The organism is Polynucleobacter sp. 15G-AUS-farblos, assembly GCF_018882445.1.
Classification (GTDB): domain Bacteria; phylum Pseudomonadota; class Gammaproteobacteria; order Burkholderiales; family Burkholderiaceae; genus Polynucleobacter.
Window position 1 is genome coordinate 348,889 of the sequence record NZ_JACVOM010000001.1, and the last position, 22,942, is coordinate 371,830.

At 45.2% G+C, this 22,942-nt stretch carries 20 protein-coding genes; 4 read left to right on the plus strand and 16 right to left on the minus strand.

The window, feature by feature from the left end:
• Positions 1 to 5: 5 nt before the first annotated feature.
• The 9 genes from ICN41_RS01735 to clpB all read right to left on the minus strand — a co-directional run bounded on the left by ICN41_RS01735 (position 6) and on the right by clpB (position 11,457).
• Positions 6 to 734, minus strand: a complete 729-nt coding sequence (locus ICN41_RS01735; RefSeq protein ID WP_216291075.1) for a 5-oxoprolinase subunit PxpA — start codon at positions 732 to 734, stop codon at positions 6 to 8.
• Positions 731 to 2,494 carry a 5-oxoprolinase/urea amidolyase family protein gene (locus ICN41_RS01740; RefSeq protein WP_216291076.1) on the minus strand — a complete coding sequence of 588 codons (1,764 nt, stop codon included), beginning with the start codon at positions 2,492 to 2,494 and terminating at the stop codon, positions 731 to 733. The genes ICN41_RS01735 and ICN41_RS01740 overlap by 4 nt, the downstream gene beginning before the upstream one ends.
• A gap of 5 nt (positions 2,495 to 2,499) precedes the next feature.
• A complete protein-coding gene (locus tag ICN41_RS01745; RefSeq protein WP_216291077.1) occupies positions 2,500 to 3,810 on the minus strand; it encodes a TRAP transporter large permease in 1,311 nt (436 codons plus the stop codon).
• Positions 3,807 to 4,361, minus strand: a complete 555-nt coding sequence (locus ICN41_RS01750; protein ID WP_216291078.1) for a TRAP transporter small permease subunit — start codon at positions 4,359 to 4,361, stop codon at positions 3,807 to 3,809. The genes ICN41_RS01745 and ICN41_RS01750 overlap by 4 nt, the downstream gene beginning before the upstream one ends.
• 5 nt (positions 4,362 to 4,366) lie before the next feature.
• Positions 4,367 to 5,296 (minus strand): TRAP transporter substrate-binding protein, encoded by a 930-nt coding sequence (locus ICN41_RS01755; RefSeq protein WP_216291387.1) that lies wholly within the window; start codon positions 5,294 to 5,296, stop codon positions 4,367 to 4,369.
• 131 nt (positions 5,297 to 5,427) lie between these two features.
• A complete protein-coding gene (locus ICN41_RS01760) occupies positions 5,428 to 5,865 on the minus strand; it encodes an HIT family protein (RefSeq protein WP_216291079.1) in 438 nt (145 codons plus the stop codon).
• A 116-nt stretch (positions 5,866 to 5,981) separates the two neighbouring features.
• Positions 5,982 to 7,280 (minus strand): isocitrate lyase, encoded by a 1,299-nt coding sequence (gene aceA, locus ICN41_RS01765; RefSeq protein ID WP_216291080.1) that lies wholly within the window; start codon positions 7,278 to 7,280, stop codon positions 5,982 to 5,984.
• A 279-nt stretch (positions 7,281 to 7,559) separates the two neighbouring features.
• On the minus strand, positions 7,560 to 8,795 hold the full coding sequence (locus ICN41_RS01770) for an MFS transporter (RefSeq protein WP_216291081.1): 1,236 nt from the start codon (positions 8,793 to 8,795) through the stop codon (positions 7,560 to 7,562).
• 58 nt (positions 8,796 to 8,853) lie between these two features.
• Positions 8,854 to 11,457: an ATP-dependent chaperone ClpB gene (clpB, locus tag ICN41_RS01775; RefSeq protein WP_216291082.1), complete on the minus strand. Its 2,604-nt coding sequence runs from the start codon at positions 11,455 to 11,457 to the stop codon at positions 8,854 to 8,856.
• Between the two features lie 103 nt (positions 11,458 to 11,560).
• On the opposite strand from clpB, the gene ICN41_RS01780 reads away from it, so the two are divergent.
• Positions 11,561 to 11,836, plus strand: a complete 276-nt coding sequence (locus tag ICN41_RS01780) for a GIY-YIG nuclease family protein (RefSeq protein ID WP_216291083.1) — start codon at positions 11,561 to 11,563, stop codon at positions 11,834 to 11,836.
• Positions 11,837 to 11,865: 29 nt separating this feature from the next.
• Here ICN41_RS01780 and ICN41_RS01785 read toward each other — a convergent pair whose 3' ends face one another.
• From ICN41_RS01785 to ICN41_RS01815, 7 genes are read right to left on the minus strand one after another with little or no spacing between them, the layout of a single operon-like run.
• Positions 11,866 to 13,524: a carboxylesterase/lipase family protein gene (locus ICN41_RS01785; protein WP_216291084.1), complete on the minus strand. Its 1,659-nt coding sequence runs from the start codon at positions 13,522 to 13,524 to the stop codon at positions 11,866 to 11,868.
• A 59-nt stretch (positions 13,525 to 13,583) separates the two neighbouring features.
• On the minus strand, positions 13,584 to 14,039 hold the full coding sequence (moaE, locus tag ICN41_RS01790) for a molybdopterin synthase catalytic subunit MoaE (protein ID WP_216291085.1): 456 nt from the start codon (positions 14,037 to 14,039) through the stop codon (positions 13,584 to 13,586).
• Between the two features lies 1 nt (position 14,040).
• A complete protein-coding gene (moaD, locus tag ICN41_RS01795) occupies positions 14,041 to 14,298 on the minus strand; it encodes a molybdopterin converting factor subunit 1 (RefSeq protein ID WP_216291086.1) in 258 nt (85 codons plus the stop codon).
• 18 nt (positions 14,299 to 14,316) lie between these two features.
• Positions 14,317 to 15,543 (minus strand): gephyrin-like molybdotransferase Glp, encoded by a 1,227-nt coding sequence (glp, locus tag ICN41_RS01800; RefSeq protein ID WP_216291388.1) that lies wholly within the window; start codon positions 15,541 to 15,543, stop codon positions 14,317 to 14,319.
• A gap of 45 nt (positions 15,544 to 15,588) precedes the next feature.
• On the minus strand, positions 15,589 to 17,031 hold the full coding sequence (gene thrC / locus ICN41_RS01805) for a threonine synthase (RefSeq protein WP_216291087.1): 1,443 nt from the start codon (positions 17,029 to 17,031) through the stop codon (positions 15,589 to 15,591).
• A 9-nt stretch (positions 17,032 to 17,040) separates the two neighbouring features.
• Entirely contained in the window at positions 17,041 to 18,351 is a 1,311-nt protein-coding gene (locus ICN41_RS01810) for a homoserine dehydrogenase (RefSeq protein WP_216291088.1), read from the minus strand.
• Positions 18,348 to 19,604 (minus strand): aminotransferase class I/II-fold pyridoxal phosphate-dependent enzyme, encoded by a 1,257-nt coding sequence (locus tag ICN41_RS01815; RefSeq protein ID WP_216291089.1) that lies wholly within the window; start codon positions 19,602 to 19,604, stop codon positions 18,348 to 18,350. The genes ICN41_RS01810 and ICN41_RS01815 overlap by 4 nt, the downstream gene beginning before the upstream one ends.
• A gap of 79 nt (positions 19,605 to 19,683) precedes the next feature.
• Here ICN41_RS01815 and ICN41_RS01820 point away from each other — a divergent pair, with 79 nt between their 5' ends.
• From ICN41_RS01820 to ICN41_RS01830, 3 genes are read left to right on the plus strand one after another with little or no spacing between them, the layout of a single operon-like run.
• Positions 19,684 to 20,061 carry an Mth938-like domain-containing protein gene (locus ICN41_RS01820; protein ID WP_216291090.1) on the plus strand — a complete coding sequence of 126 codons (378 nt, stop codon included), beginning with the start codon at positions 19,684 to 19,686 and terminating at the stop codon, positions 20,059 to 20,061.
• A complete protein-coding gene (locus ICN41_RS01825; protein ID WP_216291091.1) occupies positions 20,061 to 21,755 on the plus strand; it encodes a glycosyltransferase family 39 protein in 1,695 nt (564 codons plus the stop codon). The genes ICN41_RS01820 and ICN41_RS01825 overlap by 1 nt, the downstream gene beginning before the upstream one ends.
• A gap of 9 nt (positions 21,756 to 21,764) precedes the next feature.
• Positions 21,765 to 22,931, plus strand: coding sequence for a DegT/DnrJ/EryC1/StrS aminotransferase family protein (locus tag ICN41_RS01830; RefSeq protein WP_216291092.1), 1,167 nt, complete (start codon positions 21,765 to 21,767; stop codon positions 22,929 to 22,931).
• The last annotated feature ends 11 nt before the right edge of the window (positions 22,932 to 22,942 follow it).

Sequence of the window (22,942 nt, forward strand, 5' to 3'; positions counted from 1 at the left end):
TGCAATTACAGTAAAGATCTGATTTTCTTCGCAAAATCAAGCGCGGATGCCCCGTCTCCATGGATACATAGCGTATCAGCCTGAACTTTAACGATGCTTCCATCAAGCGCCTGTACCTCACCCTCATTTGCCATCCGCAATGCCTGGGCTACTGCCTCACCCTCATCCTCTATCAAGGCATTGGCCTGACTCCGAGGGGCAAGATAGCCCTCGGGGGTATATCGGCGATCTGCAAACACCTCCTGCCAAATGGGTACATTCAACTCTTGGGCTGCCTGCACAACACAGCTTGAAGCCAATCCATACAGAATCACTCCATTACCCAAATCCTTAACAGCCTGCGCAATCGCGCGCGCTAATTTGAGATCTTTAGCGGCTTGGTTATACAGCGCTCCATGAGGTTTCACATGGTGTAACTTGCCGCCTTGAGTTTGGATGAAAGCCTGTAAAGCCCCTGTTTGATACAGAACATAGTTATAGGCATCATTAGGCGTAATCGCCATTTCTCGTCTGCCAAATCCAAGTAAATCAGGAAGACTAGGATGTGAGCCAATCAACACATTTTTTTTGATAGCGGCTGCAACAAGATTTTTCATTCGCTCTGGATCGCCAGCATGCCAAGCACAGGCAATATTAGTTGAGTCGACATAATCTAGGAGCGCAAAATCATCGCCCATCTCCCAGACACCAAATCCCTCGCCCATATCACTATTGAGATCAATTTTTCTTTTCATGATTTATTTAAAAGAATCGCTTCTAAATTATCCAAAGTTTTCTTCTGCTCCGTGAAATACATCGCATTCATTTGATCGGCTTCTTCTAGTGTAATAGGAGCCAATTGAATTTTGCTTCCAGGCCTCAATTGCGCCAAGGTTGACCACTCAGAGCTAATAATTTCAAGCAAACGAGGATACCCGCCGGTAGTTTGATGCTCAGCCAACATAATAATAGGCTGACCTGATGGTGGCAATTGAATGGTTCCAAACCAGATCCCTTGCGATGCAATACCTGTAATCGGCTTAGCAATTTTAAAGTCGCTATCCAAGCGCATCCCCATTCGATTACTTTGAGAGGAGACCGTCCAAATCGTTTTGGATAATAAGGTCTGTTCTTCCGAGCTCAATAAACTAAAGTGAATGCTTGGCAGCGCTTTAATGATCTGAACCGCTTTTCCTAGGCTAGCTGGAGATGCAATTGACCACTTTGGAAAATCGGATGCTGTACTACGCAACTTTTTAAATAGTGGTTTTTCTTCGGCTAAATTAGCTTGAGGTAAATAGAGGACATCACCTTTTTGTAATGCCTTATCCCCAATGTCAGCACTTAAATGGGATCCTCGACCACCTAAAATAAATTCACTCTCAATACCGCCACTTACCGCCAAGAAAACACGGTAACCCTGAGTCATTGCACCAAAACTGAGTGTTTGACCTTTACGGATATGAACTGGACGATTGCCTGGAACGGCTTTGCCTTCAACTGCACCTGAGCATTGTGCACCCACCCAAGCTACCCAAGTATCTGCCTGGAATAAGAGCTTGGGCCCTACCCCTGTTATCTCAAGCCCTGCTGCATCCACTGGATTACCCAGTAATGCATTTGCAAGACGGGGGCTCTCTTGATCTACTGGACCACCTGCGCTAAGCGCTAAATGCGCAAAGCCATAGCGAGGTAATCCCTGTATTGTCGTGAGCAAACCGGGACTGATGACTTCAATTGTGTTTTCATTGGAAGCATGTGACTGCTTCTTTACTTGGGTCTTTGCTTCTGCTTCAGCGCTAAGCTTTTTAAATTCTTCGATGTCAATCTCAACAAACTCGAGACGATCTCCCGGAGTTAATAAACTTGGTCTCGTGCTGCGAGGATCAAAAAGGATGTCTGGAGTTCTCCCAATGACATTCCAGCCACCAGGTGTAGGCTTTGGATAAATACCTGTTTGTAATTCAGCAATTGCAACAGAACCCTTGGGAACCGCAGTTCGAGGTGTTTCAAGACGTGGCAGCTTTAAGCTAGGATCTAAACCACTACAGTACGCAAATCCCGGCATAAAGCCCAGAATGTCGACGCGCGTTTCAGAATCTTTGTGCCGCTGAATAAACTCTCGCAATGGAAGCTTGCATTTTTCAGCGCTGGCTATTAAATCAGGTGCTATCTCCGGGTCGTAACAAACGCGCACACGATGAACCGTGTCATTAGCCAGATCTGTTTTTTTATTCTTCTGGATAGTAACAAGCAATTCTTCAAGCAAGGTTCGCGCTGCAGCGCGAGTTTGCGCATATTGAGTATCTTCAAAATTTAAGGAAATCAACAGCGTATCGATGCCCGGAATGGCGTCCCTGAGCCACACGGGCGGATCAGAATAGAGCAATGCACATAATTGATGTATGCGAGTTAGAGGGTCAACTTCCCCTCTAAAGTCCACCATTAATGCAGCATCGCCCAGATCCAGGATGCGAATCTTTTCAGCAACTTTCCTAGATCCTTTTAACTGCATTGATCTTATTTAATTTCTTTTTGCATGAACTGGTCAGGTAGCCAAGTTACTAACTCAGGCCAAATTGTGATCATAGCAACGGCTACAACCATCATAGCGAAAAATGGTAACGAAACCTTCGCAATATAGTTGCTATCTTTGCCTGTCATACTCTGCAGAACAAATAGATTAAAGCCAACCGGCGGTGTTACCTCGGCGATTTCCACCAAGAGCACAATAAAAATACCGAACCAAACAAGATCAAATCCAGCCTGTTGCACCATAGGCAATACTGTGACTGTTGTTAAGGCAATCATGGATATGCCATCCAAGGCCGTACCAAGCAAAATATAAATTATGGTGAGAACAAAAATGAGTGCCCATGGGGATAAATGCATTGCTTGCACCCACTCCGCTAGACCTCTTGGAATGCCGGTATAACTCATCACAATGGATAAGAATGATGTGGCACCCAATACAAACATAATCATCGCCGTAAGACGAGTAGCCGATAACAAACTCTGCCAAAAATTGGTCCACGATAAGTTACGGCCAGCAGCTGCCAAGATTAATGAGCCCACTACTCCATATGCCGCAGCTTCGGTAGCAGTTGAGTAACCAGCCAACATAAGCCAAGCAATGAAAATAATTAAAGCGGTGCAAGGCATTAACTGCCCAATGGAATACAGGCGTTGTCGTATGGAGTATTTTTCTGCTGGAGGTGTTTTATCTGGGTTCATTAGAGCCCATACAATGATGTAGCCCGAAAATAAGCCCATCAATATTGCAGCAGGAATAAATCCAGCCAAGAAAATACGAATGATCGATTGGTCAGCAGCTACTGCATAGACCACCATCGTGATTGAAGGTGGTATCAAAATTCCCAAAGTACCGGCGCATGAAAGAGATCCGAGCGTAATTTTTTCATCGTAACCACGCTTGGTCAGCTCTGGTAACGCAGATTTAGCAATCGTGGCACAAGTAGCAGCCGAAGAACCAGAGACGGAACCAAAAATACCGCAACCTAAAATATTGACGTGCATTAATCTACCAGGAAGCCAATTTAACCAGGGCGATAAACCAGTAAACATTTGCTCTGATAGCTTTGTTCTAAAGAGAATCTCCCCCATCCAAACAAATAGAGGTAGTGATGCCAAGGTGTAGGAGGAACTAGAGTTCCACCAAACATTGGCCAAGTTCATCATCGTATCTTTATCAGAAAAGAATGCCAGACCAAACCAAGCGGTGATGGCTACCCCAGCAGGAATCCAGATGCCTATTAAAAGCAAAAAGGCCATAAGGGCAAACAATATGAGCGCAATAACAGTAATGCTCATAAAGTTTCTCCAAAGTCACCTGCAGACAAGCGCTCTTCAGCCATTTGCTGATAGCGGGGCTTGTCACCCCTAAGAACTCTTGCTAACTCGTCGAGCACGGACAAGAAAAATATGAAACAGCCAATAGCGGCAAAAATTTGTGGGATCCACAAAGGCACAATAATTTGCCCTTGGGATACATCATTAAAGTCCCAACTCTGAAATACGAATAAGGAAAAAGCAGATAGGGCAAATAAACAAAAGATAGACATCACTGTCAAACTCGTGATTTCAAGACGCTGCTTCCACTTTGGGCTTAGGGTGCCCAAAAAGATTTCTACCCGCACAATACCGCCATGCTGAAAAGTCTGCGCCAGAATTAAAAAGGCTGCCGCGGCACAAAGCCAGGCGATCAAATCATCGGCACCACGTAAGTTAATACCAAACTCTCGCGATAAGGACATTGACACCATCAAGATGCAAATACTAAGAATACATAAGGCCGCCAATGCGGCGGCCCCTTGTATCAGACCATCTAAGAGACGGCCATAAAAACTTCGTGAAGCATGCATAAATTTTATTTCTTAAATTCTTCGATGATTTTTTGACCTTCATCACCAGCAGAACGAATCCACTCAGCAACCATGATTCGACCAACTCTATCTAAATCATTTTTCAACTGTGGGGATGGTTTCGCAACGATCATCCCATTTTTTGCCAAAGTCTCGTTATAGATCTTGGTCTTCTCTTCAGAAACACGTGTACCGCGCTTCTCTGCTTCAGCACAAGCCTTCAATAATGCCGCTTGTGTTGGCTTATCCAAAGCATCAAACGCTTTTTGGTTCACCATCAAAATATTTTTTGGTAACCAGGCATCTACTTCGTAGTAATACTTCAAGCTTTCCCAAACCTTGATATCCACGCCAGTAGCACCAGAAGTCATCATGGAATTAATTGTGCCCGTCGCCATCGCTTGCGCTAAGTCGGCAACTTGAACTGTGACAGGCTGGGCACCCACCAATTCAGCGATCTTTGAAGTTGCTGGGTTATAGGCTCTCCATTTAAGACCCTTCATATCAGCGCCTGATGTGATTGGATTCTTGGAATACAAACCCTGTGGAGGCCAAGGAACTGCGTAGACTACTTTCAAGCCCTGCTTTTGCAGAGCTGCTTCAGTAGCCCCTTTGGAGAGCTTCCAAAGTTTTGCTGACTCTTTATAGCTAGTAGCTAAGAATGGAATGGAATCTACACCAAAAATAGGGTTTTCATTAGCCAATACGGAGATTAATACCTCTCCCATTTGTGCTTGACCTGTTTGAACACCGCGCTTAATACCATTAGCCGGGAACAATGAGCCATTAGGATGAACAACGATCTTGAGTTTGCCGTCAGTGGCCTTCTCTACATCCGCAGCCAACTGCTGAAGATTTTCGGTGTGGAAATTGCTTACTGGATAGGCGCTGGCCAAGTCCCATTTAGTTTGTGCGTGTGCACCCATGGCAAACATGCCCAATAAAGGAACAATCCAATATCTCAATTTTCTATATAAACAATCGTTCATGCTGTCTCCTAGAGAATATTTGTAAAAAAATATCTGAAACTTTTATGTATCAATTTTGTGAATCAATTTACTTAATACTAATACAACTTAGAAATGAGGCTGCGAATGGTATCTGGAAGCTCAAGTGCGGCTTGGCATCTTGCAGCCAAGATGGTGGCCGAGGTCTCTCTCATCCTTGCGGACCAAACAGAGCCAGGATAGAAGGCATCATCAGCAAAGCGGGGAATCACATGCCAATGGATATGGGGAGTCATATTACCCAGCGCCGCTAGATTCACTTTGCTTGGCTTCATGATATGTCGGACCGCCTCCTCCACCACAAAGACTAAGCTCATTAAGTGCTCTCGCTCGCCATAACTGAGATCAGTCATCTCTACCGTGTGATCATTCCAGATCACCCTGCAAAAGCCAGGCAAGTCCAAGTCCTTGACCATGATCACTCGACAATCATCGCCACGCCAGATTAATTGACCTTCTTCAGGCTTTAGATCGGCACAAAGGACACAATTCTTCATGTCAAGAATGTAAACGAAAACGGCACCTAAGTCACCCTTGTGGGGTAATTTAGGTGCCGCGGCAGTATTGGCACAGCATTACTGCGCTGCTACTTCAGACTACTTAGGGATTCTCATTAGTGGAACTGCTCTTCTTCAGTAGATCCAGTCAAAGCAGTTACAGAGGATTTGCCACCTTGAATAACGGTTGTTACATCATCAAAGTAACCTGTACCAACTTCTTGCTGATGTGACACAAAAGTGTAGCCACGATCACGAGCAGCAAATTCTGGTTCTTGAACTTTCTCGATGTATGCAGTCATACCGCGCTGCATGTAGTCTTGCGCCAAGTCGAACATGTTGTACCACATTGAGTGGATACCAGCGAGAGTAATGAATTGATACTTGTAACCCATCGCGCCCAACTCACGTTGGAACTTGGCAATCGTTGCATCATCCAAGTTTTTCTTCCAGTTAAATGATGGTGAGCAGTTATAAGCCAACATCTTGCCTGGGAATTTCGCACGAATTGCTTCAGCAAACTGACGGGCAAAATCAAGATCAGGTGTACCTGTTTCACACCAAACCATATCGGCGTACGCAGCATATGCCAAACCGCGAGAGATCGCTTGATCCAAGCCCTTGCGAGTCTTGTAGAAGCCCTCTGGAGTGCGCTCGCCTGTCAAGAAAGGCTTATCGTTTGCATCGTAATCAGACGTTAGCAAGTCAGCAGCCTCAGCATCGGTGCGAGCAAGGATAATGGTTGGAACACCCATCACGTCAGCAGCCAAACGTGCAGAAATCAGTTTTTGAACTGACTCAGCAGTAGGCAACAACACCTTACCGCCTAAGTGACCGCACTTCTTAACAGAAGATAACTGGTCTTCAAAGTGAACGCCTGCTGCACCCTGTTTGATCAACGCTTTGCTTAATTCAAATGCGTTCAATACACCACCGAAACCTGCTTCAGCATCAGCAACGATTGGCGCGAAATACTCGATATAACCTGCGTCACCTTTATTAATACCTTTTGCTGTTTGAATTTCGTCAGCGCGTTGGAATGAGTTGTTAATACGCTCAACCATTTTAGGAACTGAATCTACTGGATATAGAGATTGATCTGGATACATCGCTGCATAAGAATTGCCATCGGCGGCCACCTGCCAACCAGACAAGTAAATTGCTTGCACACCTGCTTTAACTTGTTGCATAGCTTGACCACCAGTCAAAGCACCTAAACAGTTAACGTAAGCTTCGTTGTTTACTAATTCCCAAAGACGCTCCGCGCCATGCTTAGCTAAAGTGTGCTCAATCTTGAGTGAACCACGAAGACGCACAACGTCTTCAGCCGTATAACCACGAGTAATACCTTTCCAGCGTGGATTGGTATCCCAGTCTTTTTGTAGTGCTGCGATTTCTGCTTTGCGATCTGCCATGTTTTTCTCCCTAAGTTAAACAAGTACTTCAAATATTGAGACGTTTAAGAGTATTTAAGTCTTATGTCTTATATAAGAGTTTAGAGAGTTAATAAAACCACGCAAGTAGATCTGGGAAATAATTTAAAATAAATTATCTATTTAAATTCAATAGCTTAAGTTTATTATTTTGTAATGTGGAATTCTGGTTCACCCTTCGAAACCAAAATCAACTCTTCATATTGCACTGCATTTTACGCAGGGAAATGACTTTTCACATTGTGGAATAAAAAGGACTTCCTAAGCAAATTTAGTACGAATGCTGGAGGAGACCTTAAAAGCGGTCAGGATGAGCATAAGCTGGAAGCATGCGATACCGATAAACAGAGCTCTTGGCAGGCCAGCGTCCATGAAGAAACCAAAGATAAAGGGGCCCACTGCTGCCCCAAGATCAATCCCTGAATACACAATGCCATAGACACTGCCTGCAACTCCCTGAGGGGTAGCAGACTTTACCAATAAATCACGTGATGGTCCCACGATGCCGTAACCAAGCCCAATCACAAAGAATAGAGCGGGAATCAAGTCTACTGGCATAAAACCTGTAGCAAGCAATAAGGAAGTTAAAACAGTGACCGCTAGACAAGCTGAAACTATTTTCTCTGGGGCTTGTAATTTTGCAGCTAGATATCCACCCAATAAAACACCACCCGCACTTCCCAATGCAAGCAAGGTAATAAAGTAACTGCCAATACTGCTTGCAATGTTATAAATTTGATTGAGTGCACTTGGCGCAAATGATTGCAAGCTAGAAGTTGCAGCCATACTAAAGAAAAAGAAAAGCCAGCACAGCCAAACTGCTTCCAGCTTCAAAAATGCAAAAGGACTTGCAGGCTTACCGCCTGGATTAACTGCTTGAGCATCTTGGTGACTTTGCTCTTGTCGCTCTTTAACGTTATCAAAGAGTTGATCACGGTTAAGCCACAGAACGAGAAGAATAATTGCCTCTAGAAGCGCTGCGCAAACAAAAGCTACACGCCAGTCCGAGAGCTCGGCAATCCCAACCATGAAGGCTGGGGCTGCCGCCCAGCCTAGATAACCAGTTACCCCATGCATTGAATAGGCATAAGGTAAATTTGGTGGAGAAATTTTGTGGTTAATTAGGGTGTAATCAACAGGATGAAATACACCATTTCCACATCCTGCTATGACTGCACCCATTATCAGCATGACATACCCATTACTCTGCGAGTACGTCACTGCGGCTAGTGCAAGCAGACCAACGCCAGCAAATAAAACTGGTCTGGCTCCAATGCGGTCAACTAAAAAACCAGATGCGGCCTGCACAGCACAAGAGACCACAAAAAAAATGGACATGAGTAAGCCAAGTTCCGCATAACTCAAAGCAAAAGCATCCTTCAGCCATGGGAACATGGAAGGAAGAATCAGATGAAAGAAATGGGAGCTGCCGTGAGCGAGGCTAATAAGACCAATAACCCGGACATCACTGACACGCCTACTTTGCGCAACAGTCATGTACCGAGTTTACTGGCGCAGGAGAATTCCTGCTGTTTTGCTGCAGTGCTACTAAAAATTAATGGACTTGGCGAGTAAAACTAAAGTCACCTTTTTTGTCCACATCGACTGGCACTACATCTTTGGGACCGAACTTTCCTTCTAAGATCATCTTAGATACTGGGTTCTCAATATGTTGCTGAATTGCGCGCTTGAGTGGCCTGGCTCCAAAGACTGGATCAAAACCGACTTCAGCAATCTTACTCAAGGCGGCATCACTCACTTCAAGCTGCATATCCACTTTTGCTAAGCGATCTGACAGGTTTTTCAGCAAGATCTTTGCAATATTAGCAATATTGCCTTTATCTAGGCCATGGAATACGACTATCTCATCAATTCGGTTTAAGAACTCGGGACGGAAATGATTTTTCAACTCCTCGAATACAGCATCTTTGATCTCTGACTGCTTCTTATCAGTCATCGACTGAATCAAGTGCGAACCAATATTACTGGTCATCACAATCACTGTATTTTTAAAATCCACTGTACGACCCTGACCATCTGTTAGACGACCATCATCCAATACCTGCAAGAGCACGTTAAAAACATCCGGGTGTGCCTTTTCAATCTCATCAAACAGAATCACACTATAAGGATGGCGACGTACTTGCTCAGTTAGATAACCACCTTCTTCGTAACCAACATAACCTGGAGGCGCACCAATTAAACGAGCTACGCTGTGTTTCTCCATGAACTCGCTCATATCAATGCGAATTAAGTGATCTTCACTATCAAATAGGAAGCCAGCCAATGCTTTACAGAGCTCAGTCTTACCAACGCCTGTAGGCCCCAAGAATAAGAATGAGCCGTAAGGACGATTCTCTTCTGCGAGACCAGCACGAGAGCGGCGGATAGCATCCGACACAGCGCGAATGGCTTCTTCTTGACCAACCACACGCTTGTGAAGCAACTCTTCCATTTTCAGCAGCTTATCGCGCTCACCTTGCATCATCTTCGAAACCGGAATACCTGTAGCACGAGAAACCACCTCAGCAATCTCTTCTGCGCCGACTTGAGTTCGCAAGAGCTTATTTTTGACGACGCCATCTTTATCGCCTTTAGCCTCAGCTGCAGCAGCAGACTTCAACTTAGATTCTAATTCTGGCAACTTGCCATACTGGAGCTCAGCCACTTTCTCTAATTTACCTTCGCGTTGCAGTTTTGAAATTTCTGCTTTGACTTTTTCAATTTCTTCTTTCAGATTGGCAGCGCCTAATACAGCGCCCTTTTCTGCTTTCCAGATTTCTTCTAAGTCGGCATATTCAGCGCCAAGACGCTTAATCTCTTCTTCAATCAAGGCAAGACGCTTCTGAGAAGCCTCATCTTTTTCCTTCTTGACTGCTTCGCGCTCAATCTTCAGTTGAATCAAGCGACGATCTAATTTATCCATGACTTCTGGCTTGGAGTCGATTTCCATCCGAATGCGTGAACCTGCTTCATCAATTAGATCGATTGCCTTGTCTGGCAAAAAGCGATCCGTGATGTAGCGGTGAGATAACTCAGCGGCAGCCACAATTGCAGGATCGGTGATTTCAATACCGTGATGGAGCTCATAACGCTCTTGCAAGCCACGCAAAATAGCAATGGTTGCTTCAACGCTAGGCTCTTCGACCATCACCTTTTGAAAACGACGCTCAAGTGCTGGGTCTTTCTCGATGTACTTGCGGTATTCATCTAAAGTCGTTGCGCCGATGCAATGCAATTCACCCCGGGCCAAGGCAGGCTTGAGCATATTGCCGGCATCCATAGCGCCATCACCTTTACCAGCGCCTACCATCGTATGAATCTCATCGATAAAGATAATGGTTTGACCTTCATCCTTAGCGACATCGCTGAGAACAGCTTTTAAACGCTCTTCGAACTCACCACGATATTTGGCACCCGCCAAGAGCAAGGCCATATCTAAGACTAAAACGCGCTTGTCTTTCAAGGTCTCAGGAACCTCGCCATTCACAATACGCTGTGCCAGACCTTCGACAATAGCAGTCTTACCTACACCAGGCTCACCAATCAGCACTGGGTTATTTTTTCCTCGACGTTGCAAGATTTGTATGGTGCGACGAATCTCATCATCACGACCAATCACAGGATCTAGCTTGCCGGCACGAGCGCGCTCGGTTAAATCCACTGTATATTTTTTTAAGGCCTCACGTTGACCTTCAGCATCCGCACTATTCACTGACTCTCCCCCGCGAACTAAATCAATAGCCGCTTCTAACGATTTACGATTTAAACCATTTTCACGAGCTACTTTTCCAAGTTCGCCCTTGTCATCCGCTACAACCAATAAAAATAGTTCGCCTGCAATAAATTGATCATTGCGTTTATTGGCCTCTTTCTCACATAAATTGAGCCAGTTACTTAAGTCGCGGCCGACCTGAACTTCACCACTAGTTCCCTGGACTTCAGGAAGATTGCTAATGATTTTTTCTACGCCCTTTTCCAGACCAGGCACATTGACACCGGCCCTGGTTAATAAACTCTTAGCAGCACCATCAGAATCGCGCAACATGGCCAACAATACGTGAGCAGGCTCAATATATTGATTGTCTTTAGCTAACGCGATACTTTGAGCCTCGCTTAGGGCCTCTTGAAATTTAGTTGTTAATTTATCTATTCTCATTTTTATTCCCCATCAACTCCATCTATATCTACCTATAGAATATAAGGGCAATATTGCCAATTTCAAGGCTTTCAAGGCCCTTTTTAAGCTTAATTTCCCTATTTTGACCTGGCTTGTTTATCTCCTCAAATGCTCTGATGGAAGCTTTTATGCCGGTATCACCAACCGGCTGGAACATCGGCTTGAAGCCCACAATTCAGGGCAAGGAGCACGCTATACCAGATCGCGTAGACCTGTCATCCTTTTGGCTACCCAAGAACACCCCGATCGATCTGAGGCTTCAAAGGCGGAAATCCGATTGAAGCAACTGCCCCGTTCTGAAAAGTTAGCGTTCTTTGAAGCCTCAGGGATTGCCATCAAAACAAAAAACCACCCCTAAGGGTGGTTGAATGACTATTTACTTGATTGTTAAAAGGCGTCTTTTACTCGCTCAATGGCATAGATTTCCCTTAAATGCAGAGCTTGATAGGCAATCCGATCTTTAAACAAACCTGTCACGGTTTCCGATCCAGACGAAAAATTTCTCATCACGTCTGCCTTTAAGTTGTAGATAGGCCAATTAGCCTGGCCAGTCACATTGGGGTTTCCAGTTTTCGCAAATGCCGTCCAGCTTGCAGATAAACGCTCGGACATTGCTTGATCCTGTGGGCTGTTTTTATCCACAATTGGAAACCAATCTTTTGGCCAGACATGGGTCTTCCTAAAATCAGCAATATCTTTTTCAATGCGAGCACATTGATTCACATCTTTTAAGGCTTGCTTTGGCGCTTGAGGAACCAGTGCCAGGCTACCGAAAATATAAGGAATCTCGTATGTATGAGGCGCACCCGATAAAGCGGATCGAATATTGGGAGTTAAATAATCATAGTAATAGGCATACGCCGGGGCAAGCCCATTCATGCTATTGGCCAGCAGCTTTGTACTAGCTCGATACATCAAATCCTGAATCACAAAAGAATTCAAAATACATTTATCTTTCACATCAGCATACAACTTTTCAATAATTTTAGGATCCTCGTGAATCTTCTTCGTGAATACCTCTAATGAAGGTTCGCCAGGAAGCATGAAGTCACTATCAAATGAATTTGTACCAATCATGAAAGGCACTTTTGCTTGCTTGCCAGCCGCAAATAAAGGAATCGGGTCGCCCTTGATAATTTGACCATCCACAAAGGGACCACCAAACTCACCAGCATAATAGGCACTTCCATCAAGTACCAACTTTTGAACCGGCAATTTCCGTAATTCAGCTAAAGATTTCACACCAAGCGAAGACATATACTTGGCGCCAATATCGACTTCAGGAGTTAAGCCAAAGCGCTTTTCAGTCATACCCCGCAACGGGCTCTGCTGAGCGCTCTGGGCAATCGCTTTGTGGAATAGACCCTTAGCTGCATCTGAAATCATCAACCAAGTGACACTTCTACCGCCAGCAGATTGACCAAATATCGTCACGTTATTGGGATCACCTCCAAATACTTCAATATTCTTTTTAACCCACCGTAAGGAAGCAATCTGATCCATCGTGCCATAGTTACCCACTGGCTCGCCTTTTGCTTTTGCCTCTTCAATTAATTCTTTGGAAGCAAAGAAGCCCAATGCGCCCAAACGGTAATCCACTGTTACAACAATGACGCCGTTTTTTATTAAATTGATTGGTGTGAACTGCGGATCCCTAGCGCCATCAACAATCAAACCGCCGCCATGAAACCAAACCATCACTGGCAAATTTTTACCAGGCTTGGCAGGTCCATATACGTTGAGCTTTAAGCAATCTTCTTTACCAGGAAGGCCAAGACCATCACTGAGATTTTTAATGTATTGCTGTGGACAAGCGTCGCCAAACTTACCGGCATCACGCAAGCCATTCCAAGATAGCGCTGGTTGTGGGGGACGCCACCGCAAATCACCTACTGGAGGTGCAGCGTAGGGAATATTTTTAAACGCCTGCATGTTGTACTCCATCACGCCTTGCAAACTACCTGATTCGACTTTGACAACAGGTCGCTCAGCAGCAGAAATACTTAAAGCAAATAGGCTAAGTAAGAATGCAAACGCTCTTTTCATATTGATTCCCTTTTTTCTGGAAATGATGATGTATTAAATGCGTCTAAAAAAGGGCAGAATTATTTTTTAGTCCAACGAGCCATTGCAGCTTCGTCTGTAACGCGAGCATCTACCCAACGACCACCTTCAGGCGTATCTTCTTTTTTCCAGAATGGGGCGGCCGTTTTTAAATAATCCATGATGAACTCGCATGCTGCAAAAGCCTCGCCGCGATGAGCGCTGGTGACCGCTACCAACACGATCTGCTCTTCTGGCTGCATTGGACCTACTCGATGAATCACTAAGGTCTGGTAAATATCCCAGCGTGCCTTAGCTTGATCAATGATTTCTTGTAAGGCTTTTTCGGTCATGCCCGGATAGTGCTCTAAGGTCATTTCTTTGACGGCGCTGCCATCATTCATATCGCGCACAGTACCCAAGAAAGTCACTACCGCACCAACACGCGCATCACCATGACGTAAGGCCGCGATCTCCGCACTGATATCGAAATCCGCTTCTTGGATCCGAATGGGCACCTTAACCTCCAGTGACAGGCGGAAAGAAAGCGACTTCAGCGCCTTCTTGTAGTGAAGTGCTGGCATCAACCATTTGATGGTTCAATGCGCAACGTAAGACTTTGCCATCTGCCAAGACCTCAGCCCAAGGACTTCCACGTTCTGCCAAATACTTTCGTAAATCTGTAATGGTTTTGATAGAAGCGGGGACGGTGATACTTTCTTCTGATACTTTGAGGGCCTCACGTATGGAAGCAAAGAATTTCAAATCGAGTTTCATGAGCTAATCGTAATCGGATTAAGTCAGCAGCGCATCAAATGGGATGTATTTCACCAAATCACCATGATGAATAGGCTGACCAGGAGGGCAATCCACTAGACCATCACCCCAAGAGGCGCTAGTCAGTACACCAGAGCTTTGGTTGGGGAATAAATCCAAGCCACCCTGCTGATTGAGCTTAACCCGTAAAAACTCATTCCGTCGATCAGCCTTTAACCAATCAAAATCGGCGCGCATCATATAAGAGGGGCTTGGCTTAGCTTCACGGCCCTGTAACTTCAAAATAAATGGACGCACAAACAATAGAAAGGTCACAAAACTAGATACAGGATTGCCAGGCAAACCAATAAACCATGCTTCACCATCTTTTGGTTCATTTGATTTGCGTACCGCACCAAATGCTAAGGGCTTCCCTGGCTTAATGGCAATTTGCCAAAGATCTAATCGACCTTCTGCCGTCACTGCCGGCTTGATGTGATCTTCCTCTCCCACTGAAACGCCACCGGAGGTCAGAATCAAGTCATGATGTTTACTTGCATCACGAAGGGCTTGGCGAGTAGCATCCAAACGATCGGGTACGATCCCTAAATCAGTTACCTCACATCCCAAGGATCTTAGGCATGCCAATAAAGTATCGCGATTAGAGTTGTAGATGCCACCTGGTTTTAGTGGTTCACCTGGTAATGCAAGTTCATCACCAGTGAAAAATGCTGCGACTTTGACACGACGTTTGACGTTTAAATGCGTTAGGCCAGCAGAAGCAGCAACGCCTAGTTCTTGAGGGCGCAAAAAGATACCTGCACTTAATGCTGTTTTACCAGCACTTAAATCCTCCCCTCGACGACGAATCCATTGACCAGCTGTAGGTGCAACATTGATTTGAACCTCACCGATAGATCCCTCTACTAGAGCGCAATCTTCTTGCATCACTACGGCATCAGCACCTGGCGGAACAGGAGCACCAGTAAAAATACGAGCAGCAGTACCAGGCTCTAGCTGTACTCCCACAGAACCCGCAGGTATACGTTGGGCAATTTGCAGAACCGCTCCTGAAGTCGCTGTATCGCTGCTGCGAACAGCATATCCATCCATTGAAGTGTTATCCAAGGGAGGCACATCAACCAAACTATTGACGTTTTGAGCAAGCACCCGACCTAAAGCCGCTTGCATTGGAACATCTTCAGTCTGTTCAACCGCTTTAGCATGTGAGAGCAGATGATCTAAAGCCTGCTGCGCAGTCAACATCGGTGGCTTAGTCATAAAAATTAAGTATTACTTATTTGATTTTAGTTAAGCGAGGTGTGAGGTGATAAAGGCTTTAACCTGATTCACATCAGCATCCATATTTTCTACGCGCTGCGGCTTAGACTTAATATCTTTAAATGCGGGCGGACACTCAGCAGGACGGCCTAGGGCCTCCTGAATCGTTTCTTCAAATTTAATTGGCAGAGCTGTTTCGAGTACGAGCATAGGAATACCAGCCTGTAAATGCTCTCTTGCTACTTTGACGCCATCAGCTGTATGCGTATCAATCATCACACCGTAACGCTGATCGATATCACGAATCGTCTCAAGGCGATTGGCATGGGTGCTGCGTCCGGACTGAAAACCATACTTGCCAATCTCCTTAAAGATAAGTTCTTTGGAGATATCAAAACCGCCGGCCTGATCTACTTGCTTGAACATATCGGCAGTGGCTGCACCATCTCCACTCATCAAGTCAAATACGAAACGCTCAAAGTTACTGGCCTTTGAGATATCCATTGAAGGGCTTGATGTATGCAATGTCTCAGCAGACTTACGAGCACGATAAACGCCCGTACGGAAAAACTCATCAAGCACATCATTTTCATTTGTGGCTACCACCAAATGCTCAATCGGTAGACCCATCATGCGAGCAATATGGCCAGCACATACATTACCGAAATTACCTGAGGGTACTGTAAAAGAAACTTTTTCAGTGCTGGATTTGGTGGCTAATAAATAACCCTGGAAGTAGTAAACCACTTGTGCAACTACACGCCCCCAGTTGATAGAGTTCACGGTACCAATTTGATTCTTTGCCTTAAATGCATGGTCATTACTTACCGCCTTCACAATATCTTGGCAGTCATCAAACACACCCGCAACAGCTAAGTTAAAAATATTAGGGTCTTGCAGGGAGTACATCTGCGCAGACTGGAAGGAGCTCATTTTTCCGCGTGGCGAGAGCATAAACACTTTCACGCCCTCTTTGCCGCGCATAGCGTATTCAGCCGCGCTACCAGTATCACCTGAGGTGGCGCCCAAAATATTGAGGTGCTGACCTTTTTTCTTGAGAGCATATTCAAAAAGATTACCCAGCAACTGCATCGCCATATCTTTAAAGGCGAGAGTTGGGCCATTCGAGAGACTAAGAAGGCCAATACGTGTGCCCTGTTCTTCACCCAACCAATGCAAAGGAGTGATGTCTTTCGCATTATCTTGGGGACGACCATTGCAATAAACTTGCTCGGTATAAGTTTTGCGCAAGAGTGCGCGCAAATCATTCTCGGGAATATCGTCGCAATATAAACTCAAAACTTCATAAGCCAAATCAGCGTAAGCTAAACCACGCCATGAATCCAATTGAGCTGGAGTCACCTGAGGATATTGGGTCGGCAAATACAAACCGCCATCAGGGGCTAATCCACCGAGCAGGATTTCTAGAAAAGATTGTTGTGGACTATTGCCACGAGTCGATTGGTAATGCATGTATTTTTATTAAGACAGATTTTCTAAGCGGATCTTCACTACTTCACCAGCAACGGTTTTGAGATTCTGAATCTCTTTAATTGCAGCAAGCATATTCTTTTCTTTAGTCTCGTGCGTCAACGCAACTAAGTCGGTCTGGCTCTCACCTTCATCAGCCTCTTTTTGCAAGAGCGCATCAATCGAGACGCTATGAGCTGCCAGAATCTTGGTAATGTCCGCCAGTACACCTGCTTGGTCAGCAACTCGCAAGCGCAAATAGTAGCTTGTGGTGATCTCACCAATTGGTAACACTGGTGTGTCCTGAACCGCATCAGGTTGGAATGCCAGGTAAGGAACTCGATGTTCAGCATCAGCACTCAATAAGCGAGTGATATCCACTAAATCAGCAATGACAGCGGAGGCAGTTGGCTCAGAGCCAGCACCTTTACCGTAATACAAGGTAGTTCCTACTGCATCACCAAATACCTGAACGGCATTCATGGCGCCTTCAACGTTGGCAATTAAACGCTTGGAAGGAATCAAAGTTGGGTGAACGCGGAGCTCAACACCGGTTAGCGTCTTCTTAGCAATACCAAGCAACTTAATGCGATAACCCAATTGCTCTGCATAGCGAATATCAATCGCTGCTAATTTAGTAATGCCTTCAACGTGGGCTTTTTCAAATTGCATTGGAATACCAAATGCAATCGCACTCATGATGGTTGCCTTATGCGCAGCATCTACCCCTTCGATATCAAAGGTTGGATCTGCTTCTGCGTAACCTAAACGTTGCGCTTCTTTGAGAACAGTTTCAAAGTCCAAGCCTTTGTCACGCATTTCAGAAAGAATGAAATTGGTAGTGCCATTAATAATGCCGGCAATCCATTCAATTCGGTTCGCCGTTAAGCCTTCGCGCAAGGCTTTAATAATCGGAATTCCGCCGGCCACTGCCGCTTCAAATGCAACCATCACACCCTTAGCGTGAGCTGCCTTAAAAATCTCATTGCCATGAACGGCGATCAAGGCTTTATTTGCAGTTACGACATGCTTACCAGCTGCAATTGCTTCAAGCACTAAGTCCTTAGCGATTCCGTAGCCACCAATCAACTCAACTACGATATCGATTTCAGGGTTATTAATGACCGCACGCGCATCATTCACAATTTGTGCACGATCCTTAACCAACTCTCTGGCACGATCGACATTAAGGTCGGCAACTGTGTGAATGCGGATACCGCGACCCGCACGACGTTGAATTTCATCTTGGTTGCGTTCGAGAACAGTGAACACGCCACCACCAACAGTACCAATGCCTAACAGACCTACTTGAATCGGTTTCATGATGCCTTTGCTGCAGTTGAAGAAGCCTTGCGGCCATGCTTTTGACGATAACGCTCAAGAAAACGAGCAAGGCGAGTAATTGCCTCCTTGAGCACATCTTCATGAGGTAAGAACACTACGCGGAAATGATCCGGCTTGCCCCAGTTGAAACCCGAGCCTTGAACTAACAAGACCTTTTCTTCTTTAAGAAGATCCGCAACAAACTGTTGATCATCTTTAATTGGATACATCTCAGGATCTAACTTAGGAAATAAATACAAAGCGGATTTGGGTTTGACACAACTTACCCCAGGAATATCGGTAATGAGCTTCCATGCAAGATCACGCTGCTTCGCCAAGCGACCACCTTCGCCTACCAAGTCATTAATACTTTGATATCCACCTAGGGCAGTTTGAATAGCATATTGACCTGGCACGTTTGCACACAGGCGCATCGAGGCCAACATATTGAGACCTTCAATGTAGTCTCGAACCATTTCTTTATCGCCTGAAACTATCATCCAGCCAGCTCTATAGCCGCAAGAGCGGTAGTTCTTAGATAAGCCATTGAAAGTAATGACAACTACATCAGTAGATAAAGAGGCTAATGAGATGTGCTTCTCGGCGTCATACAACATCTTGTCGTAGATTTCATCAGCAAACAAAATGAGTTCATGCTCACGAGCAATTTGAGTGATCTCGAGTAAGACTTCTTTGGAATAAATGGCACCAGTTGGATTGTTGGGATTAATCACCACAATTGCCTTGGTGCGAGGCGTAATCTTCTTGCGCAAGTCCGCTAGGTCTGGCGCCCATTCTTTTGATTCATCGCAAAGGTAATGCACTGGAGTGCCACCTGACAAACTTACTGCTGCAGTCCACAGCGGATAATCGGGTGCTGGAACTAATACTTCATCGCCATCATTGAGCAATGCATTCATCGACAGCACAATGAGTTCAGAAACACCATTACCAGTGTAGACATCATCCAAGGCAACGCCTTGAATTCCTTTTTCTTGGCAATACTGCATGATGGCCTTACGAGCAGAAAAAATACCCTTGGAATCAGAATAGGCCGAAGCGTTGCTTAAATTGCGAATCATGTCCAACTGAATTTCTTCAGGTGGATCAAAACCAAATACCCCTACATTTCCAATGTTTAATTTGATGATTTTGTGGCCCTCTTCCTCCATGCGCTGAGCGAGCTCAAGCACCGGCCCACGGATGTCGTAACAGACGTTATCGAGTTTTTGGGACTTTAGGATGGGTTTCACAATAAATTAAAGGGTAAGTTCTTGAAATCTGAGAAAAAACAGCTAGCTATAATCCACATAATTATGACAGAGAGTCCAATTGAAGCTTCAATCTGACCCCCATTCTGGAGCCAATACGATCACTGGCTACGGGCCTGGCTACGTAGAGATTAATCAAACTCCCTATAGTCATGCGGTACTGATGAGCTCTGATGGCGCCATCTCACAATGGCCAGTCCAGTCATTTGAAGCCTTAGAGGCCTCCCACTTCGCCCAAATGGTGGATCTAAAGCCAGAATTGATCCTCATCGGAACTGGTAGCCGTCAGCGCTTTCCTAGCCCAGAACTCCTAAAAACCCTGATTTCCGCCAAAATTGGCTTTGAAATCATGGATTCACAGGCAGCTTGCCGTACCTACAACATATTAGTTGGCGAAGGACGTCAAGTCCTCCTGGCACTCATTGTGGAAGCAAACTAATGCAATTGGGTGAAGTTAAGCAATCTTCCATGATTCACCCAGGCAAAATTTTGTTGATCGCCCTGATTTATGGATTGATTTGGTTTGGCACTTTAAATTACCGCCATCTCATTCCATCTGATGAGGGGCGCTATGCAGAGATGGCTCGAGAAATGTTGGTCACCGGCGATTGGATTACACCTCGCTATAACGGTTACAAATATTTTGAGAAACCGCCATTACAAATTTGGGCCACTGCAGTTGCCTTCCAAGCTTTTGGTTTTGGTGAATGGCAAGCGCGACTCTGGACTGCGCTAACAGGATTTTTGACAATCCTCGTTATTGGATTGACTGGCGCACGCATTTTTAATGCACGGGCTGGCTGGCTTGGCGCCTTAGTTCTTGCTTCCAGCCCAATGTGGATTATTAGCGGCCACTTCAACTCCTTAGATATGGCGCTCTCCGCATTTTTGGTAAGCGCGCTGTGCACTCTCTTATTGGCACAAACCTCTGACAATAAAACAGGCCGTCGAAATTGGATGTGGCTTTGCTGGAGCATGATGGCACTAGCAACCCTTTCAAAGGGGCTCATTGGTGCTGCAATTCCTGCAATGGTTTTTATTGCTTATTCCATCAGCGCATGGGATTGGAAGATATGGTCGCGACTCCACATATTTAGTGGAATGATTTTGTTCCTGGCGATTACGGCGCCTTGGTTTGTTTTGGTAGCGCAGCGTAATCCAGAGTTTTTAGAGTTCTTTTTTATTCATGAGCATTTACAGCGCTTTACCAAAGATGCCCACAGTAGAACGGGGCCTATTTATTACTTCGTGCCCTTACTGTTAGTTGGCATACTGCCCTGGATTTTTCAGATCCCTCGAGCATTTTTACAAGCCTGGAATGAGCGCAAGCAAGAATTTTCTAGTGGCTGGTTATTGGTGTGCTGGACTGTTGTGATCTTTGCCTTTTTTAGTGTTTCTAAATCGAAATTGCCTGGCTACATTATTCCGATCTTCCCAGCGCTGGCAATACTGATTGGCGCTCGCTTAGATCGTGCACTAGGAAATAACAATTTACTGGGTACCTTTTGGAAATTGCAAACATTAGGTTTTGCAGTTTTAGGATGCGTTGGATTCTTTTTCATTTCTGAAATTAGTATTCAAGCGAGGCCTGATGAAGTTGAGGCATATGCACAATATCAATACTGGGTTATCGCCGCATTAATAGCATTAATTATTTTTAGTGCTTTAGCTACATGGCAAAGCAAACGCAATGGCATGCAAAGTATCCTGAGTTTTGCTACAGGATTTTTTCTATGCGCCATTATTGCTGGAACAGGACATGAGACCCTAGGTCGCGCCGTATCAGGAATTGACCTTGCCAATCGTGTCCGAACACTCATTCCAGCGAATGCGAATATTTATTCAGTGCGACTGCTTGATCACACGATGCCCTTCTATTTAGGCAGAACCATGATCATGGTGGAATCACCTGATGAACTTGAGTTTGGCGTTAATCAAGAGCCTAATCTGTGGATGCCAAGCCTAGAGGCGTTTATGGAGCGTTGGAAGGACGATGTGAGTGCCTATGCTTTAATGGTTCCTGAGCAATATACTGCGTTACAGAAGATTCACTTTCCAATGCGGGAAGTCGATCGAGACTCCCGCAGAGTGATTGTGAAACACCCGGACACTGCTAGTTCGCCTCAACAATAAAGGCTCATCATGTCAGCTTCTACTCCAGCATTTATTCCTTTTACTCGACCTAGTTTTAATCAAGAAACTATTGATGCGGTCGCAGAGGTGCTGCGCTCAGGATGGGTTACCTCTGGTCCAAAGTTGGCTGAGTTTGAGGCAACACTCTCGAATTATTTTGGTGGTAGACCAGTACGTTGTTTTGCTAATGGCACTGCAACCATGAAAATTGCATTACAAGTTGTCGGCATTGGCGAAGGTGATGAAGTCATCACCACCCCCATCTCTTGGGTAGCTACTTCTAATGTCATTCTTAGTGTGGGTGCTAAACCCGTCTTTGTCGATATTGATCCCATCACGCGCAATATTGATCTCAATAAAGTTGCTGGAGCGATTACCCCTAAAACGCGAGCCATCATGCCAGTCTATCTCGCTGGATTGCCAGTCAATATAGATCAGCTTTATGCCCTAGCTGGGCAACACCAATTACGTGTGATTGAAGATGCGGCACAAGCATTTGGGTCGCTGTGGAAGGGTAAAAAGATTGGTAGCTTTGGTGATTTAGTGAGCTTTAGTTTTCAGGCCAACAAGAATCTCACTACGGTTGAAGGTGGTTGCTTGGTTCTTAATAATGCTGAAGAAGCAAAGCTCGCTGAAAAATTTCGCTTGCAAGGACTGACTCGTCAAGGTATGGATGGCATGGACGTCGATGTCTTGGGTGGCAAAGATAACCTGACCGATGTCAATGCCGTGATTGGCCTTGAGCAACTGAAACAATTACCTGCTTATCAAACTCGTCGGGCCGCTCTCGCTCGTCAATACTTTGATGTCATTCGTAGCGAGATGAAATCCGCTCAGCTGGATCAGATGGGTTTGGAATTACCAGTTGAAGACTTTACAGATTCCAATTGGCATATGTTCCAAGTGATTCTGCCCTTAGAGCAATTAACAGTAGATCGCGCCCAAGTCATGACAGAATTAAAAGAGCTTGGCATCGGCACAGGGGTGCACTACCCCATCATTACCGGCTTTACCCTTTACAAGAATCTGGGCTACAAAACATCCGATACACCCCATGCAGAGCGCATAGGGCGTTCTATTTTGACGCTTCCCCTGTTTCCGGCTATGCATGATGATGACATTGGCCGCATAGCCAAGGGACTGGTTGGAATCCTCCAAAAACACCGTAAAAGCTGAAGGTCTTGGGG

Bases quoted from the DNA above. Each gene is read 5' to 3' on its own strand.
- ICN41_RS01735 (WP_216291075.1), bottom strand. From the start codon at position 734: ATGAAAAGAAAAATTGATCTCAATAGTGATATGGGCGAGGGATTTGGT.
- ICN41_RS01740 (WP_216291076.1), bottom strand. From the start codon at position 2,494: ATGCAGTTAAAAGGATCTAGGAAAGTTGCTGAAAAGATTCGCATCCTG.
- ICN41_RS01745 (WP_216291077.1), bottom strand. From the start codon at position 3,810: ATGAGCATTACTGTTATTGCGCTCATATTGTTTGCCCTTATGGCCTTT.
- ICN41_RS01750 (WP_216291078.1), bottom strand. From the start codon at position 4,361: ATGCATGCTTCACGAAGTTTTTATGGCCGTCTCTTAGATGGTCTGATA.
- ICN41_RS01755 (WP_216291387.1), bottom strand. From the start codon at position 5,296: ATGTTTGCCATGGGTGCACACGCACAAACTAAATGGGACTTGGCCAGC.
- ICN41_RS01760 (WP_216291079.1), bottom strand. From the start codon at position 5,865: ATGAAGAATTGTGTCCTTTGTGCCGATCTAAAGCCTGAAGAAGGTCAA.
- aceA (WP_216291080.1), bottom strand. From the start codon at position 7,280: ATGGCAGATCGCAAAGCAGAAATCGCAGCACTACAAAAAGACTGGGAT.
- ICN41_RS01770 (WP_216291081.1), bottom strand. From the start codon at position 8,795: ATGACTGTTGCGCAAAGTAGGCGTGTCAGTGATGTCCGGGTTATTGGT.
- clpB (WP_216291082.1), bottom strand. From the start codon at position 11,457: ATGAGAATAGATAAATTAACAACTAAATTTCAAGAGGCCCTAAGCGAG.
- ICN41_RS01785 (WP_216291084.1), bottom strand. From the start codon at position 13,524: ATGAAAAGAGCGTTTGCATTCTTACTTAGCCTATTTGCTTTAAGTATT.
- moaD (WP_216291086.1), bottom strand. From the start codon at position 14,298: ATGAAACTCGATTTGAAATTCTTTGCTTCCATACGTGAGGCCCTCAAA.
- glp (WP_216291388.1), bottom strand. From the start codon at position 15,543: ATGTTGACTGCGCAGCAGGCTTTAGATCATCTGCTCTCACATGCTAAA.
- thrC (WP_216291087.1), bottom strand. From the start codon at position 17,031: ATGCATTACCAATCGACTCGTGGCAATAGTCCACAACAATCTTTTCTA.
- ICN41_RS01810 (WP_216291088.1), bottom strand. From the start codon at position 18,351: ATGAAACCGATTCAAGTAGGTCTGTTAGGCATTGGTACTGTTGGTGGT.
- ICN41_RS01825 (WP_216291091.1), top strand. From the start codon at position 20,061: ATGCAATTGGGTGAAGTTAAGCAATCTTCCATGATTCACCCAGGCAAA.
- ICN41_RS01830 (WP_216291092.1), top strand. From the start codon at position 21,765: ATGTCAGCTTCTACTCCAGCATTTATTCCTTTTACTCGACCTAGTTTT.